The sequence below is a fragment of the Nocardioides sp. genome, from assembly GCF_964228225.1.
GTDB lineage: Bacteria > Actinomycetota > Actinomycetes > Propionibacteriales > Nocardioidaceae > Nocardioides.
Map to the genome: position 1 here is coordinate 122,805 of NZ_CAXQZB010000013.1, position 22,664 is coordinate 145,468.

22 protein-coding genes, 2 tRNA genes and 1 other RNA gene are annotated in these 22,664 nt (G+C 74.0%); 9 read left to right on the plus strand and 16 right to left on the minus strand.

All coding sequences use genetic code 11. The annotated features are described in order from the left end of the window. Nucleotides 1–270: 270 nt before the first annotated feature. The gene (locus ACERUJ_RS03245) at nt 271–948 is read left to right on the plus strand and encodes a Crp/Fnr family transcriptional regulator (RefSeq protein ID WP_370247004.1); all 678 of its coding nucleotides are present in this window, start codon (nt 271–273) and stop codon (nt 946–948) included. 76 nt (nt 949–1,024) lie between these two features. Here the strand turns inward: ACERUJ_RS03245 and ACERUJ_RS03250 are convergent, their stop codons facing one another. The 7 genes from ACERUJ_RS03250 to ACERUJ_RS03280 all read right to left on the minus strand — a co-directional run bounded on the left by ACERUJ_RS03250 (nt 1,025) and on the right by ACERUJ_RS03280 (nt 6,469). Further along, entirely contained in the window at nt 1,025–2,077 is a 1,053-nt protein-coding gene (locus tag ACERUJ_RS03250; RefSeq protein ID WP_370247005.1) for an alcohol dehydrogenase catalytic domain-containing protein, read from the minus strand. 262 nt (nt 2,078–2,339) lie between these two features. After that, the gene (locus ACERUJ_RS03255; RefSeq protein WP_370247006.1) at nt 2,340–3,182 is read right to left on the minus strand and encodes an MBL fold metallo-hydrolase; all 843 of its coding nucleotides are present in this window, start codon (nt 3,180–3,182) and stop codon (nt 2,340–2,342) included. Beyond that, nucleotides 3,179–4,084, minus strand: coding sequence for an NUDIX hydrolase (locus ACERUJ_RS03260; RefSeq protein ID WP_370247007.1), 906 nt, complete (start codon nt 4,082–4,084; stop codon nt 3,179–3,181). Before ACERUJ_RS03260 ends, ACERUJ_RS03255 begins: the two co-directional genes overlap by 4 nt. Further along, entirely contained in the window at nt 4,081–4,572 is a 492-nt protein-coding gene (locus ACERUJ_RS03265; protein WP_370247008.1) for a RidA family protein, read from the minus strand. The genes ACERUJ_RS03260 and ACERUJ_RS03265 overlap by 4 nt, the downstream gene beginning before the upstream one ends. Nucleotides 4,573–4,586: 14 nt before the next feature. After that, nucleotides 4,587–4,742, minus strand: coding sequence for a hypothetical protein (locus ACERUJ_RS03270; protein WP_370247009.1), 156 nt, complete (start codon nt 4,740–4,742; stop codon nt 4,587–4,589). A gap of 93 nt (nt 4,743–4,835) precedes the next feature. Continuing rightward, nucleotides 4,836–5,765, minus strand: coding sequence for an RNA polymerase sigma factor SigJ (sigJ, locus tag ACERUJ_RS03275; RefSeq protein ID WP_370247010.1), 930 nt, complete (start codon nt 5,763–5,765; stop codon nt 4,836–4,838). Next, a complete protein-coding gene (locus tag ACERUJ_RS03280) occupies nt 5,762–6,469 on the minus strand; it encodes an SDR family oxidoreductase (RefSeq protein ID WP_370247011.1) in 708 nt (235 codons plus the stop codon). Before ACERUJ_RS03280 ends, sigJ begins: the two co-directional genes overlap by 4 nt. A gap of 171 nt (nt 6,470–6,640) precedes the next feature. On the opposite strand from ACERUJ_RS03280, the gene ACERUJ_RS03285 reads away from it, so the two are divergent. Further along, nucleotides 6,641–7,642 (plus strand): ArsA-related P-loop ATPase, encoded by a 1,002-nt coding sequence (locus ACERUJ_RS03285; protein ID WP_370247012.1) that lies wholly within the window; start codon nt 6,641–6,643, stop codon nt 7,640–7,642. Next, entirely contained in the window at nt 7,639–8,820 is a 1,182-nt protein-coding gene (locus tag ACERUJ_RS03290; RefSeq protein WP_370247013.1) for an ArsA family ATPase, read from the plus strand. The genes ACERUJ_RS03285 and ACERUJ_RS03290 overlap by 4 nt, the downstream gene beginning before the upstream one ends. Nucleotides 8,821–8,883: 63 nt before the next feature. On the opposite strand, the gene ACERUJ_RS03295 is transcribed toward ACERUJ_RS03290, so the two are convergent. Further along, complete coding sequence (locus tag ACERUJ_RS03295; protein ID WP_370247014.1) at nt 8,884–9,171, minus strand: WhiB family transcriptional regulator; 288 nt, start codon at nt 9,169–9,171, stop codon at nt 8,884–8,886. Between the two features lie 271 nt (nt 9,172–9,442). Here ACERUJ_RS03295 and ACERUJ_RS03300 point away from each other — a divergent pair, with 271 nt between their 5' ends. Next, nucleotides 9,443–11,581, plus strand: a complete 2,139-nt coding sequence (locus ACERUJ_RS03300; RefSeq protein WP_370247016.1) for a transglycosylase domain-containing protein — start codon at nt 9,443–9,445, stop codon at nt 11,579–11,581. 28 nt (nt 11,582–11,609) lie between these two features. Here the strand turns inward: ACERUJ_RS03300 and ACERUJ_RS03305 are convergent, their stop codons facing one another. Continuing rightward, complete coding sequence (locus ACERUJ_RS03305) at nt 11,610–12,083, minus strand: GatB/YqeY domain-containing protein (protein ID WP_370247017.1); 474 nt, start codon at nt 12,081–12,083, stop codon at nt 11,610–11,612. A 26-nt stretch (nt 12,084–12,109) separates the two neighbouring features. On the opposite strand from ACERUJ_RS03305, the gene ACERUJ_RS03310 reads away from it, so the two are divergent. The 4 genes from ACERUJ_RS03310 (at nt 12,110) to ACERUJ_RS03325 (ending at nt 15,436) form a co-directional block, all read left to right on the plus strand. Then, a complete protein-coding gene (locus ACERUJ_RS03310; RefSeq protein WP_370247018.1) occupies nt 12,110–13,039 on the plus strand; it encodes a metallophosphoesterase in 930 nt (309 codons plus the stop codon). 45 nt (nt 13,040–13,084) lie between these two features. After that, a tRNA-Pro gene (locus ACERUJ_RS03315) sits at nt 13,085–13,158 on the plus strand. Nucleotides 13,159–13,261: 103 nt separating this feature from the next. After that, nucleotides 13,262–14,629: a chromate efflux transporter gene (chrA, locus tag ACERUJ_RS03320; protein ID WP_370247019.1), complete on the plus strand. Its 1,368-nt coding sequence runs from the start codon at nt 13,262–13,264 to the stop codon at nt 14,627–14,629. Nucleotides 14,630–14,686: 57 nt separating this feature from the next. After that, entirely contained in the window at nt 14,687–15,436 is a 750-nt protein-coding gene (locus ACERUJ_RS03325; RefSeq protein ID WP_370247020.1) for a hypothetical protein, read from the plus strand. A gap of 229 nt (nt 15,437–15,665) precedes the next feature. On the opposite strand, the gene ACERUJ_RS03330 is transcribed toward ACERUJ_RS03325, so the two are convergent. The 7 genes from ACERUJ_RS03330 to ffs all read right to left on the minus strand — a co-directional run bounded on the left by ACERUJ_RS03330 (nt 15,666) and on the right by ffs (nt 22,314). After that, nucleotides 15,666–16,709, minus strand: a complete 1,044-nt coding sequence (locus tag ACERUJ_RS03330; protein WP_370247021.1) for an aspartate-semialdehyde dehydrogenase — start codon at nt 16,707–16,709, stop codon at nt 15,666–15,668. After that, complete coding sequence (locus ACERUJ_RS03335) at nt 16,706–17,983, minus strand: aspartate kinase (RefSeq protein ID WP_300403437.1); 1,278 nt, start codon at nt 17,981–17,983, stop codon at nt 16,706–16,708. Before ACERUJ_RS03335 ends, ACERUJ_RS03330 begins: the two co-directional genes overlap by 4 nt. A gap of 142 nt (nt 17,984–18,125) precedes the next feature. Further along, entirely contained in the window at nt 18,126–18,740 is a 615-nt protein-coding gene (locus ACERUJ_RS03340; protein ID WP_370247022.1) for a DUF5063 domain-containing protein, read from the minus strand. Further along, nucleotides 18,737–19,333: a recombination mediator RecR gene (recR, locus tag ACERUJ_RS03345; protein ID WP_292607768.1), complete on the minus strand. Its 597-nt coding sequence runs from the start codon at nt 19,331–19,333 to the stop codon at nt 18,737–18,739. Before recR ends, ACERUJ_RS03340 begins: the two co-directional genes overlap by 4 nt. 9 nt (nt 19,334–19,342) lie before the next feature. Further along, nucleotides 19,343–19,732: a YbaB/EbfC family nucleoid-associated protein gene (locus ACERUJ_RS03350; protein ID WP_370247023.1), complete on the minus strand. Its 390-nt coding sequence runs from the start codon at nt 19,730–19,732 to the stop codon at nt 19,343–19,345. 119 nt (nt 19,733–19,851) lie between these two features. After that, nucleotides 19,852–22,122 carry a DNA polymerase III subunit gamma and tau gene (locus ACERUJ_RS03355; protein ID WP_370247024.1) on the minus strand — a complete coding sequence of 757 codons (2,271 nt, stop codon included), beginning with the start codon at nt 22,120–22,122 and terminating at the stop codon, nt 19,852–19,854. Nucleotides 22,123–22,223: 101 nt separating this feature from the next. Next, nucleotides 22,224–22,314, minus strand: an RNA gene (ffs, locus tag ACERUJ_RS03360) — signal recognition particle sRNA small type. A gap of 134 nt (nt 22,315–22,448) precedes the next feature. On the opposite strand from ffs, the gene ACERUJ_RS03365 reads away from it, so the two are divergent. Beyond that, a tRNA-Ser gene (locus ACERUJ_RS03365) sits at nt 22,449–22,537 on the plus strand. Nucleotides 22,538–22,664 lie beyond the last annotated feature (127 nt).

Below are 22,664 nucleotides of genomic sequence, written 5' to 3' on the forward strand. Positions count from 1 at the left end.
GGCGCACCCGCGCGAGCGCCGTCTCCTCGCCGCGGGCGCGGGATGCGGGGCCGGAGGTGCTCACGTGGGCAGCGTACGGCGCACCGCCGACGCCGGGTTCGCCCGCCCGCAGGGGGGAGCGCGCCGGTCGCGCGCGAGCAATCCTGCGGCGAGTCGGCGGGTGCGGGCGACTGTGAGTTCCACCACGCACTAGGATCGCACCGGGCCGACGGCCGCGAGCGGTCGCCTGCCTGCCCCACCCCTACCCTCGACGATGCCAGGAGGTCCGACGTGGACACCGACGTGCTCCGCCAGGCCCCGCTCTTCAGCGCCCTCGACGACGAGGCCGCCTCGGCCCTGCGCGCCTCCATGTCGCAGGCCCGGCTGCGCCGCGGCGACGTGCTTTTCCACGAGGGCGACACCGGCGACAAGCTCTACATCGTGCTCGAGGGCAAGGTGAAGCTGGGGCGCACCTCCGCCGACGGCCGCGAGAACCTGCTGGCCATCCTCGGCCCGGGCTCGATGTTCGGCGAGCTCTCGCTCTTCGACCCCGGCCCGCGCTCGGCCACCGTCACCGCCGTCACCGACGCCGAGTTCGCCTCGCTGTCCCACGAGGACCTCCTGCGCTGGCTCGAGGGCCGTCCCGTCGTGGCCCGCAACCTGCTGGCGCAGCTGGCCGGCCGGCTGCGCAAGGCCAACGACGTCGTTGCCGACCTGGTGTTCTCCGACGTCCCCGGTCGCGTGGCCAAGGCCCTCATCGACCTCGCCGACCGCTTCGGCCGCACCGCCGACGACGGCGTGCACGTGCACCACGACCTCACCCAGGAGGAGCTCGCCCAGCTGGTCGGCGCCTCGCGCGAGACCGTGAACAAGGCGCTGGCCGACTTCGCCTCCCGCGGCTGGCTGCGCCTGGAGCCCCGCTCGGTCGTGATCATGGACGTCGAACGGCTCTCCCGCCGGGCCCGCTGACACCGCTGCTCCACGACGCCCCCACCGCTCGCCGGTGGGGGCGTCGTCGTGTTCCGGGACGGGCCTGCCGAGCGGCTCAGCGGGTGGGGTCGATGATCGTGATCCCGCCCAGCCGCGCGGAGTCGAAGGTGGGCAGCACTACTGCCGCCTCCGCCAGCCCGATGGTGCGCTCCACGAGGTCCTGCGGCCGCACCCGGCCGGCGGCGACGAGCGCCATCAGCTCGGGGTAGTCCGCGGCCGCCATGCCGTGGCTGCCGAGCAGGTCCAGCTCCCAGCCGATGACCCGGTCCATGGGGATCCGCGGGTGTCCGTCGACGGGTGGCAGGAGGCCCACCTGCACGTGCCGACCGCGACGACGCAGCGCGAGGATCGAGGCGGCGGCCGTGGCCTCGTCGCCCACGGCGTCGACGGCGACGTGGGCACCGCCGTCGGTGAGCTCGTGGAGTCGCTCGGCGAGGTCGCTCGGCGTCAGGTCGGGGGTGGCCAGCACGGCGTGGCGGGCACCGTGGGCCAGGGCCGCGTCGAGCGCCTCCTGGTGACGGTCGACCACGACCGTGCGGGCGCCGAGGGCGCGGCCGATCATCACCGCGCTCAACCCCACCCCACCGGCGCCGACGACGGCCAGCCACTCGCCCTCCTGCAGCCCCGCGCGGGCCACGAGGCCCCGGTAGGCGGTGGCGAAGCGGCAGCCCAACGACGCGGCGGCCGGCATCGAGACCCCGACGGGGACCCGGACGAGGTTGAGGGCGGCGGCATGGATCACGACGTACTCGGCGAACGAGCCGGGGTAGGTGAAGCCGGGCTGCTGCTGGTCGGGACAGACCTGCGCCTCGCCGCGGCGGCACCACGCGCAGCGCCCGCAGCCGGACACGAACGGCGCGGTCACGCGGTCGCCCACCGCCCACCCGCCGACGCCGTCACCGACCTCGGCGACCTCCCCGGCCAGCTCGTGCCCGGGCACGTGCGGGAACGTCACGTCGGTGTCGTGACCGGCCCAGGCGTGCCAGTCGGAGCGGCACAGCCCGGTGGCGAGCACCCTGACCACGACCCCGCCCGGCGGTGCGGCCGGGACCGGCCGCTCCTCCACCCCGACGCGCCCGCCCGCCGACTCGATGACCACCGCTCGCATGCGCCGATCGTGTCACCCCATGCGATCGGTGGGCAGTTTGCTCGGTCAGCCGAGCAAACTGCCCGACACGCCGCACCGTCGTCGGCGTGTCGGGCAGTTTCCTCGGTCAGCCGAGGAAACCGTCCCTCCCGCAGCGCCCCCACCTCGCCGCGTCTCGTGACGGCGCCGGGGCGCCTCCTCGACGAACCCGGGAAGCACGGTCGTCGAGGAGCGAGCGCAGCGGGCGGAGACGCCCGCACCCGACCTACGGCCGGGACCGGCCTCAGGCCCGGTCGGCGTCGGCGAGGTAGACCAGCTGGGCACGCACCGAGAGCTCGGCGGCGTCCCACAGCGCGGTGTCGACGTCGGCGTAGACGACCTCGACCACCCGACGCGGCAGACCCTGGCCGTGCTCCTCGGCGGCGAGGTCGACGTCGCCGGCCCGCACGCCGAGGTGGTCGAGTGCGGCCTGCACCTGGGCGAGGCGGTCGCGGCGGTGGGCGAGGTAGAAGTCGAGCGCGGCGCCGGCGTCGTCGAGCACCGGCCCGTGCGCCGGCCAGCAGTGGGCGATCTCGCCGGCCTCGACCAGCGCGCGCATCCGCTCCAGCGAGGCCAGGTAGTCGCCGAGCCCGCCGTCGGGGTGGGCGACGACGGTCGTGCCGCGCCCCAGCACCATGTCGCCGGTGAGGATGACCTGCTCCTCGGGCAGCACGAAGGAGGTGGAGTCGGCGGTGTGGCCCGGGGTGTGGAGGGCGCGCACCCGCAGGCCGTCGACGGTGAGCAGCTCGCCGTCGGTGAGCGCGGGTGCCTCCACGCACCAGGCGGGGTCCAGCGCCCGCGCCGGGGCGCCGGTGCGCTCGCAGAACTCCGCGAGCGCCTCGGTGTGGTCGTGGTGGTGGTGGGTGACCAGCACCAGCCCGACGCGGCCCGCGACGGCCTGCACGGCGTCGAGGTGCTCGGCGACGAGCGGGCCGGGGTCGATGACGATCGACCGGTCGGCGTCGGAGCCGCGCAGCACCCAGGTGTTGGTGCCGTCCAGCGTCATCGGACCCGGGTTGGGGGCCAGCACGCAGGTGCCGGTGCGGCCGAACCGGCCGCCCCGCCAGCCCTGGGGCGCCTCGCTCACGACGCGCTCCCGGTGGCGCCCCGGCGGGCGGCGCGCTCGGCCACCATCGGCCGCAGCGCGTCGGGCATCGAGAGGGTCCAGCCCTCGCCGAGCGGCTCGACCTCGGGCATGAACATCGCGACGCTGCGGTGTCGGGCGGCGTCGAGGACGTCCTCGATGCTCGCGTGCCCGCCGACCTCGAGGCAGGTGAGGTAGGTGGGCGGCAGCATCGCGAGCTCGCCGGCGTCGACGGCGTCGGCGGCCTGCATCGCCCCCGTCCACATGACCGCGGAGGACTCGGTGGACACGTCGCGGGTGCGCTGCCCCTCGGGCAGCGCGGCGACGAAGAACCAGGTGCGGTAGCGCCGCGACTCGAAGACCGGCGTCAGCCAGCCCGACCAGGTGCCGAGCAGGTCGGTGCGCAGCACGAGCCCACGGCGGACGAGCAGGTCGGTGAGGGAGAGCTCGCGGGCCTCCAGCGCCTGCCGGTCGGCCTCCCAGTCCTCGCCCGTGGTGTCGGCGACGACGGTGTCGGCGTCGGGCCCCGCGAGGAGCACCCCGCACTCCTCGAACGTCTCGCGCACCGCGGCGCACACCAGCGCGCGCGCCTGCTCGGGGGTGCAGGCCAGCCGCTGCGCCCACTCGTGCGGCGTGGGGCCCACCCAGGCGGCGTGGTCCTCCAGCACGTCGTCGAAGTCGCGGGGGTCGACGCCGCCGCCGGGGAAGACCGCCATCCCGCCGGCGAACTCCATCGAGACCTGCCGGCGCAGCAGGTAGACCTCCGGGCCCGCGGCGCCCTGGCGCATGACGACGACCGTGGCGGCGTCCTTGGGTTCGACGGCGACGCGGGTGCCGTCGGCGTACTCACGTGCGACGTCGGCCAGGTGCGGCGGCAGCGGCACCGGCGGGATCGGGATCCTCACGCCCCGGCGATCCCGGGAACGACCTCGGCGATGACCTCCACCTCGACCGGCGCGTCCAGCGGCAGCGAGGGCACGCCGACCGCCGAGCGGGCGTGCACCCCGGCGTCACCGAAGACGGTGCCGAACAGCTCGGAGGCGCCGTTGGCGACCTGCGGCTGGCCGGTGAAGTCGGGGGTGGAGGCCACGAAGACGACGACCTTGACGATGCGCGCGATGCCGCTCAGGCCGGCGTCGCCGAGCTGGGCGTTGATGGCGGCCAGGGCGTTGAGGGCGCACTGTTGCGCGCACTCCACCGCCTCCTCGACCGTGACCTCGCCGCCGACCTTGCCGGTGACGATCAGCTCGCCGCCGCGCATCGGCAGCTGGCCGGAGGTGTAGACGAGGGAGCCGGTGCGCACGGCCGGCACGTAGGCCGCGACCGGCTTCGCGACCTCCGGCACGGCGAGTCCGAGCTCGGCGAGGCGCTGCTCCGGCGTGGGCGTGCTCATCGCGGCCGCCCGCCTCAGCCCTGCGCGGGCCGCTTGAGGAAGGCGATCAGGCCGCCCTGGGCGTTGGTCTGGATGGTCACCAGCTCCCAGCCGTCCTGGCCGAAGTTGTTCAGCATCAGCGCCTCGTTGTGCAACGGGATCGGCGCCACCTGGTACTCCCACTTGGTCATGGCCGCACCCTACTCGTCGCCTCGGTGGCGGCCCGGGCGCGGGACGCGTGGGGAAGCCCCCAACGCCGCGCGAGTCCCCTGAGCCCGCTCCCGTCAGCCCGCCCGCACGCGCGTCAGCTTGTCGGGGGCGCGGACGAGGTCCACCCGCTGCACCCGGCCGTGGGCCACGGTGAGGGAGACGACGGCGTCGGGGGCGCGGTCGCGCAGCAGGAGCAGGCCGAGCCGGCCGTTGACCTGCACGAGGGCGAGGTCGGCACCGGGGTGGCCGAGCGCCCGGGCGGTGACGCCGAGCAGGAACCGCGCCACCCGGTCGGCGCCCTCCACCGGGCGCCGCGCGGCCGAGACGACGCCGCCGCCGTCGCTGGTGGCGACCACGGCCGGGTCGAGCACCGCCACCAGCGCCGCGAGGTCGCCGGTGCCGGCCGCGGCGAGGAAGGCCTGCACGACCTCGTCGTGCTCGTCGCGGCTGACCTCCAGCCGGGGCGCCTCGGCCCGCACGTGTCGCCGGGCCCGCGAGGCCAGCTGCCGCACCGCCTCCGGCGAGCGTCCTACTGCGGCCGCCACCTCGTCGAAGGGCACGGCGAACAGGTCGTGCAGCACCCACGAGGTGCGTTCCGCGGGGCTGAGCCGCTCCAGCGCCACGAGCAGGGCGTAGCGGACGTCGTCGTCGAGGGTGACCCGGTCCGCCGGATCCCCTGGCGGATCCCCGACCGGACTCCCCGCCGTGCCCGCGACCGACGGCTCCGGCAGCCACGGACCGACGTAGGCCTCGCGCCGCACGCGCGCCGAGCCCAGCACGTCCAGCGCGCCGCGGGAGACCGCGACCGTGGCCCAGCCGCCCACGTCGCGCACCGGTTCGCGGGCGTCGGCCGCCACGAGCCGCAACCAGGTCTCGGCGACGACGTCCTCGGCCTCCGCGAGGCTGCCCAGGATGGCGTAGGCGACCCGTTCCAGCCGCGGGCGCACCCGGGCGTAGGCCTCCGCCAGCTCGACGTCCCGCGCACCCGCGCCGGTGCGGCTCACCCGGCGTCCCCGCACAGCGCCCCGGACCGCATGGCCCGGCCCGCCCGACCGGGCATCCGCACGCCGATCACCCGCAGCCGCGGGTCGTGCACCGCGGCCTCGGCACGCGCCAGCCGCACCAGGTCGTGCCGCGCGGGACCCACCAGGTCGGGAAGCCTCCCGCCGGGCCCCGCCTCGACGGCGTCCACCAGCGCGGCGGCCACGGTGCGCGCCGGCACCGGGGCGATCCGCATGCGCGGCACCAGCGCGGTGCGCCCGACCCGCACGAAGCCCAGGGCCTGCTCGGCGAACTCGGTGAACTGCGCGCTGCGCAGCAGCGACCACGGCACCGGTCCGCGCGTCACGGCCTCCTCCTGGGCGAGCTTGGCGCGGTAGTAGCCGGTGGGCACCTGCTCGATGCCCACGATCGAGAGCAGCACGTGGTGCCCGACGCCGGCGGCCCGCTCGGCCTCGTGCAGCGCGGCGGTGGTGCCGGTGAAGAAGGCGGTGGCGGCCGCGCGGTTCTGCGCCGGCGTGCCGAGCACGTCGATCACGGCGTCCACCCCCGCGAGCCGGGTCGCGAGCCCGCGGCCGCGGTCTCCGCCGTCGGTGAGGTCCACCCCGGAGGCGCGGGACAGCCCCACCACCTCGTGCCCCCGCTCCCGGGCCACCGCCGTCACGTGCCGTCCCACCGTGCCGGTGCTCCCGGCGATCGCGATCCTCATCGTGCTCCACTCCCGTCCTCGGGTCCGGCGGACCCGCTCCCCCTCACGACGACGCAGCCCCACCGTGTGTGACATCCACCGCGCCCGCGGCACACTCCCCCGCGGCCGGTGTGACGCGCGTCGCCCCCGATCCTCAGCCGGGTGAGTCCCCGGGCGCTAGCCTTCCGGTTTGTGAGCGACTGGCCGAAGGTGCGACTGCACGTCGTCACCGGCAAGGGCGGCACCGGCAAGTCCACCGTCGCCGCCGCCCTGGCGCTCGCGCTGGCCACCCAGGGCAAGCACGTGCTGCTGTGCGAGGTCGAGGGCCGTCAGGGCATCGCCCGGATGTTCGACGTCGACCCGCTGCCGTTCGAGGAGCGCCGCCTCGCCACCGGACTGCCCGGCGAGGACGGCCGCCCCGGCGGCGTCGTGAACGCCCTGCACGTCGACGCCGAGTCGGCACTGCTGGAGTACCTCGCGCTCTACTACAAGCTCGGCCGCGCCGGCCGGGCCCTGGACCGCTTCGGCGTCATCGAGTTCGCCACCACGATCGCGCCCGGCGTGCGCGACGTCCTGCTCACCGGCAAGATCTTCGAGGCCGTGCAGCGCAACTCCCGCAACAAGGGCGCCCAGGAGTACGACCACGTCGTGCTCGACGCCCCGCCCACCGGCCGGATCGTGCAGTTCCTCAACGTCAGCAACGAGCTCGCCGGCCTGGCCAAGGTCGGGCCGGTGAAGTCGCAGGCCGACACGATGATGACGCTGTTCCGCAGCCCCCGCACCGCCGTGCACCTGGTCACCGTGCTGGAGGAGATGCCGGTGCAGGAGACCGCCGACGGCATCGCCGAGCTGCGCTCGGTGGCGCTGCCGGTGGGCGGCGTCGTCGTCAACCAGGTGCGCCCGCAGGACCTCACCCTCGACCAGCTCGACGGCGCACAGGCCCCGGCCGTGGCGGCCGACCTCGTGTCCGCGGGGGTCAAGACCGACCGCAGCACCACCCTGGACGACCTCGCCGGCGCGCTGGTCGCCGAGGGCCACCAGCACGCCGAGCGGCGTCGGCTCGAGGAGTCCCAGCGGGCCCTGGTGGCGGACCTGGGCGTGCCGGCCTACGAGCTGCCGCGACTGCCCGGCGGCGTCGACCTCGGCGCCCTCTACGACCTCGCGGCCCGGCTGCGACAGCAGGGGATGGCATGAGCAAGCAGACCTCGCGCGTCGGCCCCGGCCTGCCCCCGGGCAGCAGTGCGACCCCTCTCGACGTCGACGCGCTGCTCGCCGACCGCAGCGTCGGGATCATCGTGTGCTGCGGCTCCGGCGGCGTCGGCAAGACCACCACCTCGGCCGCCCTCGCGCTGCGCGCGGCGGAGCAGGGCCGCAAGGTCGTGGTGCTCACCATCGACCCGGCGCGGCGCCTCGCGCAGTCGATGGGGATCGAGGCCCTGGACAACACCCCGCGCCCGGTGACCGGCATCGACACCGCGGCCGGCGGTCGGCTCGACGCGATGATGCTGGACATGAAGCGCACCTTCGACGAGCTGGTGGAGAGCCAGGCCAGCCCGGAGAAGGCCCGCCAGATCCTCGACAACCCCTTCTACATCGTGCTGTCGTCGTCCTTCGCGGGCACGCAGGAGTACATGGCGATGGAGAAGCTCGGCCAGATCCACGCCGAGGCCCGCGAGCAGGGCACCTACGACCTGATCGTGGTCGACACCCCGCCCTCGCGCTCGGCGCTGGACTTCCTCGACGCCCCCGAACGGCTCTCGAGCTTCCTCGACGGCCGCTTCATCAAGCTGATGCTGGCCCCGGCCAAGGGACCGGCGAAGCTGATGACCGCCGGGCTCGGCCTGATCACCGGTGCGCTCACCAAGATCCTGGGCGCCCAGGTGCTGCGCGACCTGCAGACCTTCGTGGCCGCGATCGACACCGTGTTCGGCGGGTTCCGGCAGCGCGCCACCGCCACGTACGCCCTGCTGCAGGACCGCGGCACGGCGTTCGTCGTCGTCGCCGCACCCGAGCCGGACGCGCTGCGCGAGGCCGCCTACTTCGTGGAGCGGCTCAGCGCCGATGACATGCCGCTGGCCGGCCTGGTGATCAACCGCGCGGGCCCCGCGCCGCTGGGCTCGGTGTCGGCCGACGAGGCCCTCACCGCCGCCGCGCGACTGCGCGAGGACGACCCGACGTCGCTGACGGCCGGACTGCTGCGCCTGCACGCCGACCAGACCCGGCTGGTCGAGCGGGAGGCCGCACTGCGCGAGCGGTTTGCGGCGTCGCACCCGCAGGTGGCGACAGCGGTCGTGCCGGCACTGGCGGCCGACGTGCACGACCTCGACGGCCTGCGCGCGGTCGGCGACCTGCTCGGTCGCGCGACCGGCTGAGACCTCTCAGGCCCACCCCTCCGGCCGAACCCCTCCGGTCCGGCCGACAGGCCCGAGTGAGCCTCAGACGGCGATGTTGCCGTGCTCGGCGCGGGTCCGCGCCGACTCGAGCACCTCGCGCCACGACGACGACGGCCGGCGCTTGAGCAGCGCACGCCGCTCACGCTCGGTCATCCCGCCCCAGACGCCCCACTCGATCTGGTTGTCCAGGGCCTCGGCGAGGCACTCGGTGCGCACGGGGCACCCCTGGCACAGCTGCTTGGCCTTGTTCTGCTCGGCCCCTCGAACGAACAGGCTGTCCGGCTGCTCGGTCCGGCACGCGGCGCTCGGCGCCCAGTCTTCAACCCACATAGCGATGTCCCCACATCATCTCGAGAGGTCCGGCGCCACGGTGGCGCCCCACCCGAATCCATCTCTTGACCCTTAACGTAAAGAGACGCGGCCCACAGGGGTAAGGCTCTATCGACCCAAGTTGGATGGCCCGAAATGACTAGTCCGTCCTGGCTACTCAGGGGTGGGGCCCGCGCTCGGGCGGGTCCCGGCGAGGCGGTCCGATGCGGCGTCGTCACGTACCCTGGGCGGCGTGTCTCGACCTCGTTCGGAGCGACCCACCGTTGCCACCGTGACCAGCCACCTCGGCGTGATGGTGGCCGTCGCCGCCATCATGGGCGTCGTCGTGGCCGGCCTCGCCATCCCGTTCGCGGGCGTGCTGGGCTTCGCGGCGCGCACCACCGCCGAGAGCATGGACGAGCTGCCCCAGGACCTCGAGATCGGTCAGCTGCCGCAGCGCACCACGATCCTCGACGCCAACGGCAAGCCGTTCGCCACGGTCTTCGACCAGAACCGGATCAACGTCACCCTCGACCAGGTCTCGCGCCAGATGGTCACCGCGATCCTGGCGATCGAGGACTACCGCTACTACGAGCACGGGGCGCTGGACGTGAAGGGCACCCTGCGCGCGTTCCTCACCAACGCCGGGGCCGGCGGCGTCGTGCAGGGCGGTTCCTCGATCACCCAGCAGCTGGTGAAGCTCACCCTCCAGGCCCAGGCCGAGACCGACGAGGAGCGGCGCGAGGTCAGCGCCGACACCTACGCCCGCAAGTTCAACGAGCTGCGCTACGCCATCGCCCTGGAGAAGCGCTACACCAAGAACCAGATCCTCGAGCAGTACCTCAACACCGCCTACTTCGGCGACGGCGCCTACGGCATCCAGGCCGCGGCGCGGCACTACTTCGACGTCAACGCCCGCAACCTCGACCTCACGCAGTCGGCGATGCTCGCGGGCCTGGTCAAGAGCCCCGACGCCTACGACCCCACGAACTACCCCGACGAGGCGCTCGCGCGGCGCAACGTTGTGCTCGACCGGATGGCCGAGCTCAACGCGATCCCGGCCGACCGGGCGGAGAAGGCCAAGAAGCGCCCGCTCGGGCTGGACGTGCAGGACGTGCCCAACGGCTGCGTCAACACCGCGGCGCCGTTCTTCTGCTCCTACGTGATCGAGTACCTCAAGTCCGACCCCGCGCTGGGCAAGACCCGCGAGGACCGTGAGCGGCTGGTGTTCTCCGGCGGCCTGACGATCCGCACCTCGGTGGACCTGGACTACCAGCGCGCGGCCGACGCCTCGGTCACCTCCAAGGTGCTGCCCACCGACCAGGCCATCGGGGCCCTGGCGATCGTCGAGCCCGGCACCGGCCTGGTGCGCGCGATCTCGCAGTCGCGCCCGATGGGCAACGACGCCAAGGCCGGGGAGACCTACCTCAACTACGTGGTGCCGTCCGAGTACGGCGACTCCAACGGCTTCCAGGCCGGCTCGACGTTCAAGGCCTTCACCCTCGCCGCGGCGATCCAGAAGGGCGTCCCGCTCAACACGGTCTACAACTCCCCCGACGCCACGACCTTCAGCTACGCCGACTACAAGAACTGCCCCGGGGCGCCGAGCTACGGCGCCGGCACGTTCCCGATGACCAACTCGACCGCGGGCGGCCTGGAGAACCTCTACAGCGGCACCCGCGACTCCGTGAACACCTTCTACCTGCGCCTGGAGCAGGACACCGGCGTGTGCGCGCCCTACAAGCTGGCCAAGGCCATGGGCGTGCGGCTCACCTGCCCCGAGGCCGACTCCTGCCCCGGCGTCGAGCCCGAGCGGGTGCCGAACCTCACCCTCGGCGTCGCCGACGTCAGCCCGCTGGAGATGGCCGAGGCCTACGCCACCTTCGCCGCGCGCGGCCTGCACTGCGACTCCCGGCCGGTCACCAGCATCGAGGACTCCGACGGCAACGTGCTCAAGGACTACTCACCGCGATGCACCCAGGTGATGGACCAGTCCACCGCCGACGCCGTCAACGACATCCTGCGCGGCGTCATCGACTTCGGATTCGCGGTGGCGCAGAAGCTCGCCGTGCCGGCGGCCGGCAAGACCGGCACGACCCAGAGCGGCCGGTCGGTGTGGTTCGTGGGCTACACCCCCACCGTGGCCGCGGCCGCCATGCTCGCCGGTGCCAACCAGTTCGGCACCCCGATCCCGCTCTCGACGGTCACGGTGAACGGCTCGTTCCTCGGCTCGGTGTCCGGCTCCGGTGTCGCGGCCCCCATCTGGGGCGACGCCATGAAGGTGATCGACGACGGCCTGCCCTTCGAGGACTTCGTCTACCCCTCCACCGTGGAGGGCGCCGGCGCCATCAACCCGCCCGCGCCCCAGCCCGACCGCGGTGGCCGCGGCGGACGCGGGGGCGACGGGGGACGCGGCGGCCGGGGCGACTGATCTCAGGCCGCCGGGCCCGGGGGCCCGATCAGCCGGCGGCGAGCTGGCGCTTGACCTCCGCGGCGACGACGCCGCCGTCGGCGCGGCCCTTCACCTGGGGCGTCACCACGCCCATGACCTTGCCCATGGCGCGCATGCCCTCGGCCGCGGCGCCGGTGCTCTCGACGGCGGCGGCCACGATCGCCTCGATCTCCGCCGCGCTGAGCGCCTCGGGGAGGTAGCGGCCGATCACGGCGGCCTCGGCCTCCTCCTTCGCAGCACTCTCGGGGCGGCCGCCGTCGGCGAAGGCGGTGGCGGCCTCGCGGCGCTTCTTGGCCTCCTTGCCGAGCACCTCCAGGACCTCCTCGTCGCTGAGGGTGCGGGCGACCTTGCCGGCGACCTCGGCCGTGCTCACGGCCGCCAGCACCATGCGCAGCGTCGAGGACGTGACGTCGTCGCGCGCCTTCATGGCGGTGGTGAGGTCGGTGCGCAACTGGTCCTTGAGGCTCGGCGTGCTGGTCATGGTGGCCATTGTGGCAGCCTGGAGGGGTGCCCCCCACCCGGTTTGTCGCGCGTGCCGGCGCCGCGGCGACCCTGCTCGGCGGCGCGCTCACGGCCTACGGCCTGAGCGAGGCGCGCCGTTTCGTCGTGCGCACGGTGGACCTGCCGGTGCTGCCGCCCGACGCCGACCCGGTGCGGGTGCTGCACCTCAGCGACCTCCACGTCGTGCCGACCCAGCGCCGCAAGCTGGACTGGGTGCGGTCGCTGGCGCGACTGCGGCCCGACCTGGTGGTCGACACCGGCGACAACCTCGCGCACCGCCACGCCGTGCCCGCCCTCCTGGACGCCCTCGGACCGCTGCTGGAGCGGCCCGGCCTGTTCGTGCACGGCTCCAACGACTACTTCGAGCCGCGGCTGCGCAACCCGTTCGCCTACCTGCTGCCCGACGACGGCCGCCGCCGCACCGACGTGCCCGAGCTGCCGTGGCGCGACCTGTCCACCGCGTTCACCGGCGCCGGCTGGCGCGACCTCACCAACCGGCGCGACGGGATCGACGTCGCCGGCGTGCGGATCGCACTGGCGGGCGTGGACGACCCCCACCTCTCCTACGACGACCTGTCCGCCGTGGCCGGGCCCGCCGACACCGGGGCCGACGTGCGCCTCGCGCTCACCCACGCCCCCTACCTGCGCGTGCTCGACCAGTTCGCCCACGACGGCTACGACGCGATCCTGGCCGGCCACACCCACGGCGGCCAGGTGTGCCTGCCCGGTGGCCGGGCGCTGGCCACGAACTGTGACCTCGAACCCGCCCGGGCGCGCGGTCTGCACCGCCATCCGGCCGCCTCGCGGCCCGGCGACGCCGCGTCGTCCTGGCTGCACGTGAGCGCCGGCGCGGGCACCAACCCCTACCTGCGGGTGCGGGTGGCGTGCCGCCCCGAGGCCACCCTGCTCACGCTCACCCCCCGATTGCAGGGGTGAGCGGTCTCGGCGGTAGGATCGCGACGTTGTGCTCGCGAGAGTGCACGGGCTGTGGCGCAGCTTGGTAGCGCGCCTCGTTCGGGACGAGGAGGCCGCAGGTTCAAATCCTGTCAGCCCGACATCGGAACGGACCCACGGAGAACCGTGGGTCCGTTCGCATTTTCCGACCCCGTCGCTCGGGGTGGGTCCGGACCGGGACCCGTGTCGGGCGATACTCGGGGGGTGGCTGCCGAGACCCCCGCCGCCGAGGCGGCCCCGCTCAGCCTGCGCGCCGCGACCCGGGTCTGGGCGCTGATCTCGCTGCAGACCTTCGGCGGGCCGGCCGGCCAGATCGCGATCATGGAGCGCTACCTGGTCACCGAGAAGCGGTGGATCGGGCGGCAGCGGTTCCTCTTCGCGCTCTCCTTCTGCACCCTGCTCCCGGGCCCGGAGGCGCAGCAGCTGGCCACCTACCTCGGCTGGTTGCTGCACGGGGTGAAGGGCGCGCTGGTGGCCGGCACGCTGTTCGTGCTGCCGGGCGTGGTCACCCTGCTCGCCCTCTCGGCGGTCTACGTCGCCTTCGGCGACGTCGCGGGCGTGGACGGCGCGTTCCTCGGCATCGGGGCCGCGGTGGTGGTGATCGTGGTCCAGGCACTGCTGCGGGTGGCGCGCAGCAGCCTCACGCGACTCAGCAACCGGCTGCTGGCACTGGCCTCGTTCGTGGTGCTGGCGCTGAACCTGGTGCCCTTCCCGGTGGTCATCGCGGTGGCCGCCGCGCTGGGCTGGTGGTGGGGACGACGCCGTCCGGCCGCTCCCGTGCCGGTGGCGGTCGACGACGGCCCGGCGCCGCTGATCGCCGACGACGCCCTGCACCACGAGGCGCCGTCCACGGGCCACGCCGTGCGGGTGCTCGTCGTCGGCCTGCTGCTGTGGGTCACCCCCGTCGTGGCCGCCGGGCTGCTGCTGGGCGGCGACTCCACACTGGTCGACCTCGGCACGTTCTTCTCCGGCACCGCGCTCATCACCTTCGGCGGCGCCTACGCCGTGCTGGCCTTCGTGTCCCAGCAGGCCGTCACGACCTTCGGCTGGCTCAGCAGTGCCGAGATGACCCGCGGCCTGGGCCTGGCGGAGTCGACCCCCGGCCCGCTCATCATGGTCGTGCAGTTCGTGGGCTTCCTCGCCGCGTACCGCGACCCCGGCGGCCTCGACCCGTGGGTGGCGGCCGTCCTCGGTGCGCTGCTGACGACGTGGGTGACCTTCGTGCCCTGCTTCGTGTTCATCCTGCTTGGGGCGCCCTACGTCGAGCGGCTGCGCGGGGTGAAGGGGCTGCGCGACGCGCTGGCCGGGATCACGGCCGCCGTCGTCGGGGTGATCGGCAGCCTGGCGCTCTACTTCACCGTGCACGTGGTCACCAGCCGCCAGCGTCAGGTCGACGTCGGCCCGGCCGAGATCGCGCTGCCCGACCTCGACACGCTCGTGCTGCCGGCCCTGGCCATCATCGCGCTCGCCGCGCTCCTGCTGCTCGTGCGCCGCTGGTCGACCCTGAGCGCGCTCGGCGTCTGCGCGGGCCTCGGCGTCGCGCTGGGACTGGCCGGCGCGTGGCCCACGTGACACCCGGGTCCTGCCGGTACCGCCCCACGGCTCGGCTCCGGATGGAACACTGTGACCATGGCACTCCCGCGTCGTGAGCAGCGCGACCTGGCGCCCCCGCGGCTGCGGGCGCGGCGCCGGCGACGCGACCACCACGACGTGACGCCGCCTCCGGAGGAGCTGCGGATCCGCGCGGAGGTGTCCGAGCCGGCGTCCCACCACGTGCCCGACGACGACGCGGCCACCGGTGGCGGCGACCACGACTGGCTCTTCGCTGATCTCTCGACCGACCCAACGGCGGCGGGACCCACGGGCGCCGAGACCGCCCCGGCACCGCCGGCCGCGCCCCGCGGACGCCGTCGCGGCGCCGCCCGGACCGCCCGCAGCCATGCCGCCCCCGAGGGCCCGCGGGTCATCCGGCGTCGCAGCACCGTGCGACGACCGGCACCGCGCATCGCCGCGGCCGCCACGGGCCTGCTCGTCGGGATCGTGCTCGTCGGCCTCACCCGCAGTGGCATCACGGTGTGCGAGGCCGCGCGCGACGTGCCGTCGTGCGGCAACGGCCCCGGCCTGCTGGCCCAGACCGTGATCGTGATGCTGGCCTACGTCGCCGGCCGCGCGCTCCTGCGGATGTGGCAGGTGGCCGACCCCGACACCATCGGGTTCCTGGGCCTGGGCGGCGCCTGTGCCGTCGTGCTGATCTTCCTGACCCCACTGGTGGGGAGCTGGGTGATGGCGCCGATCCTGCCGCTGCTGTGCGCCCTGACCTACCTCGGCGGCTGGTGGCTCACCACCGCCGTCCCGGACACGCCGTCGCGCGGCCGCTGACCCGCCCCTGACGCCGACGCCGGGTGCGGGCGTCTCGTGACGCTCGCACCGCTCGCTCCTCGACGACCGTAGCTTCCCTACGGTGGTCGGCGCGACGACCGTGATCACCCACGTTCGTCGAGGAGGCGCCCCAGCGCCGTCACGAGACGCAGCGAGCCGACCAGCGACGACGGGCACGGCACCCCGTCCCCTCCACGCGTCTCGAGACGCGGTGGGACGGTCTGCGACCTCAGCGCTGGAGCAGCAGCTCCGCGATCTGCACGGTGTTGAGGGCCGCGCCCTTGCGCAGGTTGTCGTTGGAGATGAACAGCGCGAGCCCGCGGTCGCCGTCCACGCCCGGGTCCTGACGGATCCGGCCGACGTAGGACGGGTCCTGGCCGGCGGCCTGCAGCGGGGTCGGGATGTCGCTCAGCTCGACGCCGGGAGCACCGGCGAGCAGCTCGCGGGCCCGGGCCGGGGTGAGCGGGCGCTCGAACTCGGCGTTGATCGCCAGGGAGTGACCGGTGAACACCGGCACCCGCACGCAGATCCCGGAGACCCGCAGGTCGGGCAGGCCGAGGATCTTGCGCGACTCGTTGCGCAGCTTCTGCTCCTCGTCGGTCTCCTGCGAGCCGTCGTCGACGATGCTGCCGGCCAGCGGCACCACGTTGTAGGCGATCGTGCGCTGGTAGACCCCGGGGGCGGGGAACTCGACCGCGGCGCCGTCGTAGGCCAGGGCGCTGGCGTCGCCCGCGGCCGCGACCTGGCCCGAGAGCTCGGCCACGCCGGCCACGCCGGAGCCGGAGACGGCCTGGTAGGTGGAGGCGATCAGCCGCACCAGCCCGGCCTCGTCGTGCAGCGGCTTGAGCACCGGCATCGCGGCCATGGTCGTGCAGTTGGGGTTGGCGATGATGCCGCGACCGGCCTCGATGACCTCGGCAGCAGCCTCGGGGTTGACCTCGGAGACCACGAGCGGGATCGAGGGGTCCTTGCGGAACGCCGAGGAGTTGTCGACGACGATCACGCCCGCCTCGACGAAGCGGGGCACCAGCGCGCGGGAGGCGGTGGCGCCCGCAGAGAACAGCGCGACGTCGAGACCGGTCGGGTCGGCGGACTCGGCGTCCTCGACGACGACCTCGGTGCCGCGGTAGTCCAGCACCTTGCCGGCGGAGCGGGGGGAGGAGAAGAAGCGGATCTCCTCGACCGGGAAGTCGCGCTCGGCGAGGATCTGCCGCATCGCGACGCCCACCTGGCCGGTGGCGCCGAGGACGCCGATTCGCAGGCCGCGGCTCATCGGCCGGTCCCTCCGTAGACGACGGCCTCGACCTCGTCGGCGTCGAGGTCGAAGGCGGTGTGCGTGGCGCGCACGGCGGTGTCGATCTGGCCCTCGTCGACGATGACGGAGATGCGGATCTCCGAGGTCGAGATCATCTCGATGTTGACCCCGGCCGCGGCGAGCGAGGCGAAGAACTTCGCGGTGATGCCGGGGTGGCTGCGCATGCCCGCGCCGATGAGCGAGACCTTGCCGACGCGGTCGTCGAAGAGCAGCTTGTCGTAGCCGACCTCGTCCTGGATCTTCGCCAGCGCCGCCATGGCGTTCTGGCCGTCCTCGCGCGGCAGGGTGAAGGAGATGTCGGTGCGCGCCGTGGCCGCGGCCGAGACGTTCTGCACGACCATGTCGATGTTGACCTCGGAGCCGGCCAGCACCTCGAAGATGCGGGCGGCCTCGCCGACCTTGTCGGGCACGCCGACCACGGTGATCTTGGCCTCGGACCGGTCGTGGGCCACGCCCGCGATGATCGCCTGCTCCACGGTGTCTCCTTCAGTGTCTGCGGTGTCGGGGAGGATCCAGGTGCCTTCGATGGTGTCGAAGGAGGTGCGCACGTGGATCGGGACGTCGTAGCGGCGCGCGTACTCGACGCAGCGCAGGTGGAGGATCTTGGCGCCGGAGGCGGCCATCTCCAGCATCTCCTCGTGGGAGACGCGGTCGAGCTTCTGGGCGGCCGGCACGATGCGCGGGTCGGCGGTGAAGACGCCGGCCACGTCGGTGTAGATCTCGCAGACCTCGGCGCCCAGCGCCGCGGCCAGCGCGACGGCGGTGGTGTCGGAGGCGCCGCGGCCCAGCGTGGTGACGTCCTTGGTGTCCTGGGAGACGCCCTGGAAGCCGGCGACGATGGCGACGTGGCCCTCGTCGATGGCGCTCTTGATGCGCCCCGGCGTGATGTCGATGATCTTGGCCTTGCCGTGCACCGAGTCGGTGATCACGCCGGCCTGGGAGCCGGTGAACGACTGCGCCTCGTGGCCCAGCGAGGAGACCGCCATGGCCAGCAGCGCCATCGAGATGCGCTCGCCGGCGGTCAGCAGCATGTCGAGCTCGCGCGGCGGCGGCAGCGGCGTCACCTGCTCGGCGAGGTCGCGCAGGTCGTCGGTGGTGTCGCCCATCGCCGAGACGACCACGACGACCTCGTGGCCCTGCTTCTTGGTGTTGACGATGCGCTGGGCCACCCGCTTGATGCCGTCGGCGTCCGCCACCGACGACCCGCCGTACTTCTGCACGACAATGCCCACTGCTCTGTCCCCTCGACTGCTCCACGTGCTGCGGCGCGACCTCCCGTCACGGGTGCGCCCGGCCGGTGGCCGAGTCTACCGGCGCGCCCGGGTGCCGCCCCGCGCCAGGCTCAGCCGTGGACGAGGTGGGGCGAGGAGGGCCTCAGGACGGGTCGGAGAGCATCTGCTCGGCGACGACGACCTGGTCGGAGTCGAGGTCGACCTCGACGTCGAGGCGGTCGTGGCTGACCACCGAGAGCAGCGCGTTGAGCGCAGCGCCGGCGAGGTTGCCCCAGTTGGAGACGTAGGAGAACTGCCACCACCACAGGGCCTCGGTGACGTGGCCGTTGCGGTAGTGCCGCAGACCGGTGTCGAGGTCGGTGGCGATCGAGGCGAGGTCGTCGGAGAGCTGGCTCTCGACGACCTCGGGCACGTAGGGCTCGAAGCCGAAGCGGGAGGTGTCGACGTTGTCGAGCCTCCCCGCCAGCCGCATCCGCATCTCGTCGAGGTCAGGCTCGGGGCCGACGTCGGGCTGGTACTCCTCGCGCGGGGTGAAGTCGCGCTGCGCGCCGAGCCGGGCGCCGGCCAGCAGCACCTGGCTGATCTCGAGCAGCAGCAGCGAGACCGCACGACCGGCGTCGTTCTCCTGGGCGATCGCGCGCAGCGCGAGCAGGAAGCTGGCGACCTGGTCGGAGATCTGCTCGGCGAAGGCGAGCGTCTCGGCGTCCAGGACCGGGGCGCTGCTGCTCCCGGCGGGGGTGTTCTGGGTGCTGGTCATTCTGCTGCTCGCCTCCCTGCGAACGCGCGGCCAAGGGTGACCTCGTCGGCGTACTCGAGGTCGCCGCCCACCGGCAGTCCACTCGCCAACCGCGTCACGCGCAAGTCAAGAACCTTCAGCATGCGCGTGAGGTAGGTCGCCGTCGCCTCACCCTCGAGGTTCGGATCCGTGGCCAGGATGACCTCGGTGACGGCTCCGTCGGCGAGCCTGGTCATCAGCTCACGGACCCGCAGCTGGTCGGGCCCGATGCCGTCGATGGGGCTGATCGCGCCGCCGAGGACGTGGTAGCGGCCGCGGTACTCACGGGTGCGCTCGATCGCCACGACGTCCTTGTACTCCTCGACGACGCACAGCACGCCGGGGTCGCGCCGCGGGTCGCGGCAGATCCGGCACTGCTCGTCCTCGCTGACGTTGAAGCAGGTGGAGCAGAACTGCACCTTGGCCTTGACCTCGATGAGCACGTCGGCGAGGCGGCGTACGTCGACGGGGTCGGCCTGCAGCAGGTGGAACGCGATGCGCTGGGCGCTCTTGGGCCCCACACCCGGCAGCCGGCCGAGCTCGTCGATGAGGTCCTGGACGACGCCTTCGTACACCGACCGCCCCTAGAAGCCGAGCTGACCCGGGGTGCCCCCGGGCAGCCCGCCACCCATGCCGCCCAGCCCGCCGGCCAGCGGGCCGAGGGCCTCGCCGGCGGCGGCGTCGGCCTGGGACTTCGCGTCGCGGTACGCCGCCACGATCATGTCGCCGAGGTCGGACAGGTCGTCGGCGTCGGACCCGTCGAAGCCGCCCGCCCGGATGTCGACCCCGACCAGCTCGCCCACGCCGTTGACCTTGACCGTCACCGCACCGCCGGCCACGGTGCCCTCGACGACGGGGTCGGCGAGGCGGGCCTGGGCCTGGGTGAGCTGCTCCTGCATCTGCTGGGCCTGCTGGAGCAGGGCGTTCATGTCGAGACCTCCGCCGCCGAGGGCGTCGAACGGGTTCTGGCTCATGGGGTTCACCTCGGGTGGATGGTGGTCGGCTGGTGCTGCTGGTCCGTGCTGCTGGTGGGCGCTGGGGTCGAGTGTGCCGGGACGGCGGTGAGGCGAGGGCTCGCCGCGCCCGCCGGGGCTCAGGTGTGGTTGATCTCCTCGATCACCCGGGCCCCGAGCTCGCGGGCGAGCAGCTCGGCGTCGGCGACCGAGTCGTGCTCGACGACCTCGTCGTCGGGGTGGGCGTCGGCGTCGGCTGCCGAGAGGTCGGGGCCCTCCTCGACCACCGGCGCTCCGGCGGCACGCGTCTGGAGGATCGCACCGCGCGCCGCGTCGATGGAGGCGCGACCGGCCGGGGCGACCTGCACCTGCGCGGGGGCCGGAGCGGCGGCGGGGGCGCCCGGCTCGGGCTCGTCGCCGAGGCCGGCGGGCGGCTCGACGGCCCACGGGGGCGGGGGCTCGTCGGCGGCCACCGGGGTGGCGGGCGCTGCCGGGGTGGGCGGCGGCTCGACGGGCGCTGCCGGGGCGGGGGCGGCGGGTTGCGCCGGGGCCGCCGGGGCCGAGTCACCGGGTGAGGGTCGGGGCGCGGCCGGCGGGCCGGCGTCGGGGGAGGCACCGGGGTCGACGATGGTCTCGATGCGCCAGTCGGCGCCGACCACGTCGATCGCGGCCTGACGCACGATCTCGGCGCTGCCGTTGCCGTCGAAGGAGTCACGGGCCCCTGAGTTGGCGAACCCCAGGGTGAGGGTGCGCTCGTCGACCGCCACGACCTGGGCGTTCTGGGTGAGGTGGATCCAGGTGACCCGGCGGCGCAGTTTGGTGGCGTCGACGATGTCGGGCCACAGGCGCCGGACCTCGACCAGCGACAGGCCGCCACCCGGCGCCGCCGACTCCGCCGGCTCCACTGGCCCTGCACCGGAGGTCGCAGCCGGCGCCTGGTCCCGAGCCGGACCTCCCGTCGCCGGGGCCTGCTGCCCCATCGGCTCGGCCGGCGGGTTCGGGTCGGGCTCGGGGGTCGTCGGCCAGCCCTGGGCCGGCGCCGGGGTGGGCGCGGGTGTCGGCACCGGCTCGGGCGCGGCCGCTGCGGGGGCGGGCCGGTCCTGGGCGGGTATCTCGGCAGGCGCCTGGTGGGTCGCGGCCGGGGCGGCGGCCGCAGGAGCCGGCCGGGCAGGGGCGGGCTGGTGTGCGGGCCGGTGTGCAGGCTGGTGTGCGGGCTGGACGGCGGCCGGGGCCGGCGTACCGGTGACCGACATCCGGCGCTCGAGTCGGTCCAGGCGGGCGGCGAGGCCGTCGGTGCCGTGGTCGGCGGCGGGCAGGAGGACACGGGCGCAGATCAGCTCGAGCAGCAGGCGCGGGGCCGTGGCACCGCGCATCTCGGTGAGCCCGGCGGCGACCAGGTCCGCGGCACGGGTCAGGTCGGCGGCACCGAAACGGGCCGCCTGGGCGACCAGCCGCTCGCCGGCGTCCTCGGAGACGTCGATGAGCCCCGTGGCGGGCGCGTCGGGGACCGCGGCGACGATGACCAGGTCGCGCAGGCGACGCAGGAGGTCCTCGGTGAACCGTCGTGGGTCCTGGCCGGTCTCGATGACCTTGTCGACCACGCCGAAGACCGACGCACCGTCACCGGCCGCGAAGGCGTCGACGACCTCGTCGAGCAGGCTGTCGGGGGTGTAGCCGAGCAGGCCGGTGGCCAGCGCGTGGGTCACGCCCTCCGGGCCGGCGCCGCCGAGCAGCTGGTCGAGCACCGAGAGCGTGTCGCGCGCGCTGCCGCCCCCGGCGCGGACGACCAGCGGGATCGCGGCCGGCTCGATGGCCACGCCCTCCTTCTCGCACAGCTCGGAGAGGTAGGCCGAGAGCAGCCGGGGCGGGATCAGCCGGAACGGGTAGTGGTGGGTGCGGGAGCGGATCGTCCCGATCACCTTGTCGGGCTCGGTCGTGGCGAAGATGAACCGCAGGTGCGGCGGCGGCTCCTCGACCAGCTTGTGCAGGGCGTTGAAGCCCTGCGGGGAGACCCGGTGGGCCTCGTCGAGGAGGTCGATCTTGTAGCGGCTGCGCACCGGCGCGAAGAACGCCTTCTCGCGCAGGTCGCGGGCGTCGTCGACGCCACCGTGGGAGGCCGCGTCGATCTCGATCACGTCGATCGAGCCCGGGCCGCCACGCGCCAGGTCGCGGCAGGAGTCGCACTCGCCGCAGGGGTCGGCGATCGGGCCCTGCTCGCAGTTGAGCGCGCGCGCGAGGATGCGCGCCGAGGTGGTCTTGCCGCAGCCGCGCGGGCCCGAGAAGAGGTAGGCGTGGTTGACCCGGTTGTTGGCCAGGGCCGCGCGCAGGGGCGCCGTCACGTGGTCCTGCCCGATGACCTCGCTGAAGGTCTCGGGCCGGTAGCGGCGGTACAGGGCGAGCGGCGACTCCACGCCCTGACCCTAACCAGCCCCGTCGACATCGGCCACGGCGCGGCCACCGGCCTGGGGAGAGCGCCCGCCGTGAGGTCCTCCGCCGCCGGGTGCGGGCATGAAAAGGCCCCCCGCGCACCCGACAGAGCTCACTTACCCTTGCTGCCTCTCGGCCCTGGGGGAGTTGGGCGAGATGCCGCCACGCGGGGGGTTGCCGAGGAGTCTAGGTGAGGCCCTGAGGGGCGGCCAACCCGACCCGAGCGCCCCCGGGTGCCTCCGGCCGCCACCGCGAGCCGGCGTCCCGGGCGATTTCGTCCGCCCCCGGACCCACCGGTACCCTCCTCGGCGGAGGTATCGCCTAGTGGCCTATGGCGCTCGCTTGGAAAGCGGGTTGGGTTAATAGCCCTCGGGGGTTCGAATCCCCCTACCTCCGCCATGTGATGTCTCAGGACATCGGAATAGGCCGAACCCACATTCGTGGGTTCGGCCTTTACTTTTTCTTTGGTGTGGGGCCGGGTGGTTTGCCGGTGCCCTGGTAGTCGCGGGTGGGGTCGATGACCAGG

What these genes read in the sequence shown, in the direction of transcription:
- ACERUJ_RS03250 (WP_370247005.1), bottom strand. Translation starts at nt 2,077, where the DNA reads ATGCGAGCGGTGGTCATCGAGTCGGCGGGCGGGCGCGTCGGGGTGGAG.
- ACERUJ_RS03265 (WP_370247008.1), bottom strand. Translation starts at nt 4,572, where the DNA reads ATGAGCACGCCCACGCCGGAGCAGCGCCTCGCCGAGCTCGGACTCGCC.
- ACERUJ_RS03270 (WP_370247009.1), bottom strand. Translation starts at nt 4,742, where the DNA reads ATGACCAAGTGGGAGTACCAGGTGGCGCCGATCCCGTTGCACAACGAG.
- ACERUJ_RS03280 (WP_370247011.1), bottom strand. Translation starts at nt 6,469, where the DNA reads ATGAGGATCGCGATCGCCGGGAGCACCGGCACGGTGGGACGGCACGTG.
- ACERUJ_RS03290 (WP_370247013.1), top strand. Translation starts at nt 7,639, where the DNA reads ATGAGCAAGCAGACCTCGCGCGTCGGCCCCGGCCTGCCCCCGGGCAGC.
- ACERUJ_RS03295 (WP_370247014.1), bottom strand. Translation starts at nt 9,171, where the DNA reads ATGTGGGTTGAAGACTGGGCGCCGAGCGCCGCGTGCCGGACCGAGCAG.
- ACERUJ_RS03305 (WP_370247017.1), bottom strand. Translation starts at nt 12,083, where the DNA reads ATGACCAGCACGCCGAGCCTCAAGGACCAGTTGCGCACCGACCTCACC.
- ACERUJ_RS03325 (WP_370247020.1), top strand. Translation starts at nt 14,687, where the DNA reads ATGGCACTCCCGCGTCGTGAGCAGCGCGACCTGGCGCCCCCGCGGCTG.
- ACERUJ_RS03330 (WP_370247021.1), bottom strand. Translation starts at nt 16,709, where the DNA reads ATGAGCCGCGGCCTGCGAATCGGCGTCCTCGGCGCCACCGGCCAGGTG.
- ACERUJ_RS03340 (WP_370247022.1), bottom strand. Translation starts at nt 18,740, where the DNA reads ATGACCAGCACCCAGAACACCCCCGCCGGGAGCAGCAGCGCCCCGGTC.
- ACERUJ_RS03350 (WP_370247023.1), bottom strand. Translation starts at nt 19,732, where the DNA reads ATGAGCCAGAACCCGTTCGACGCCCTCGGCGGCGGAGGTCTCGACATG.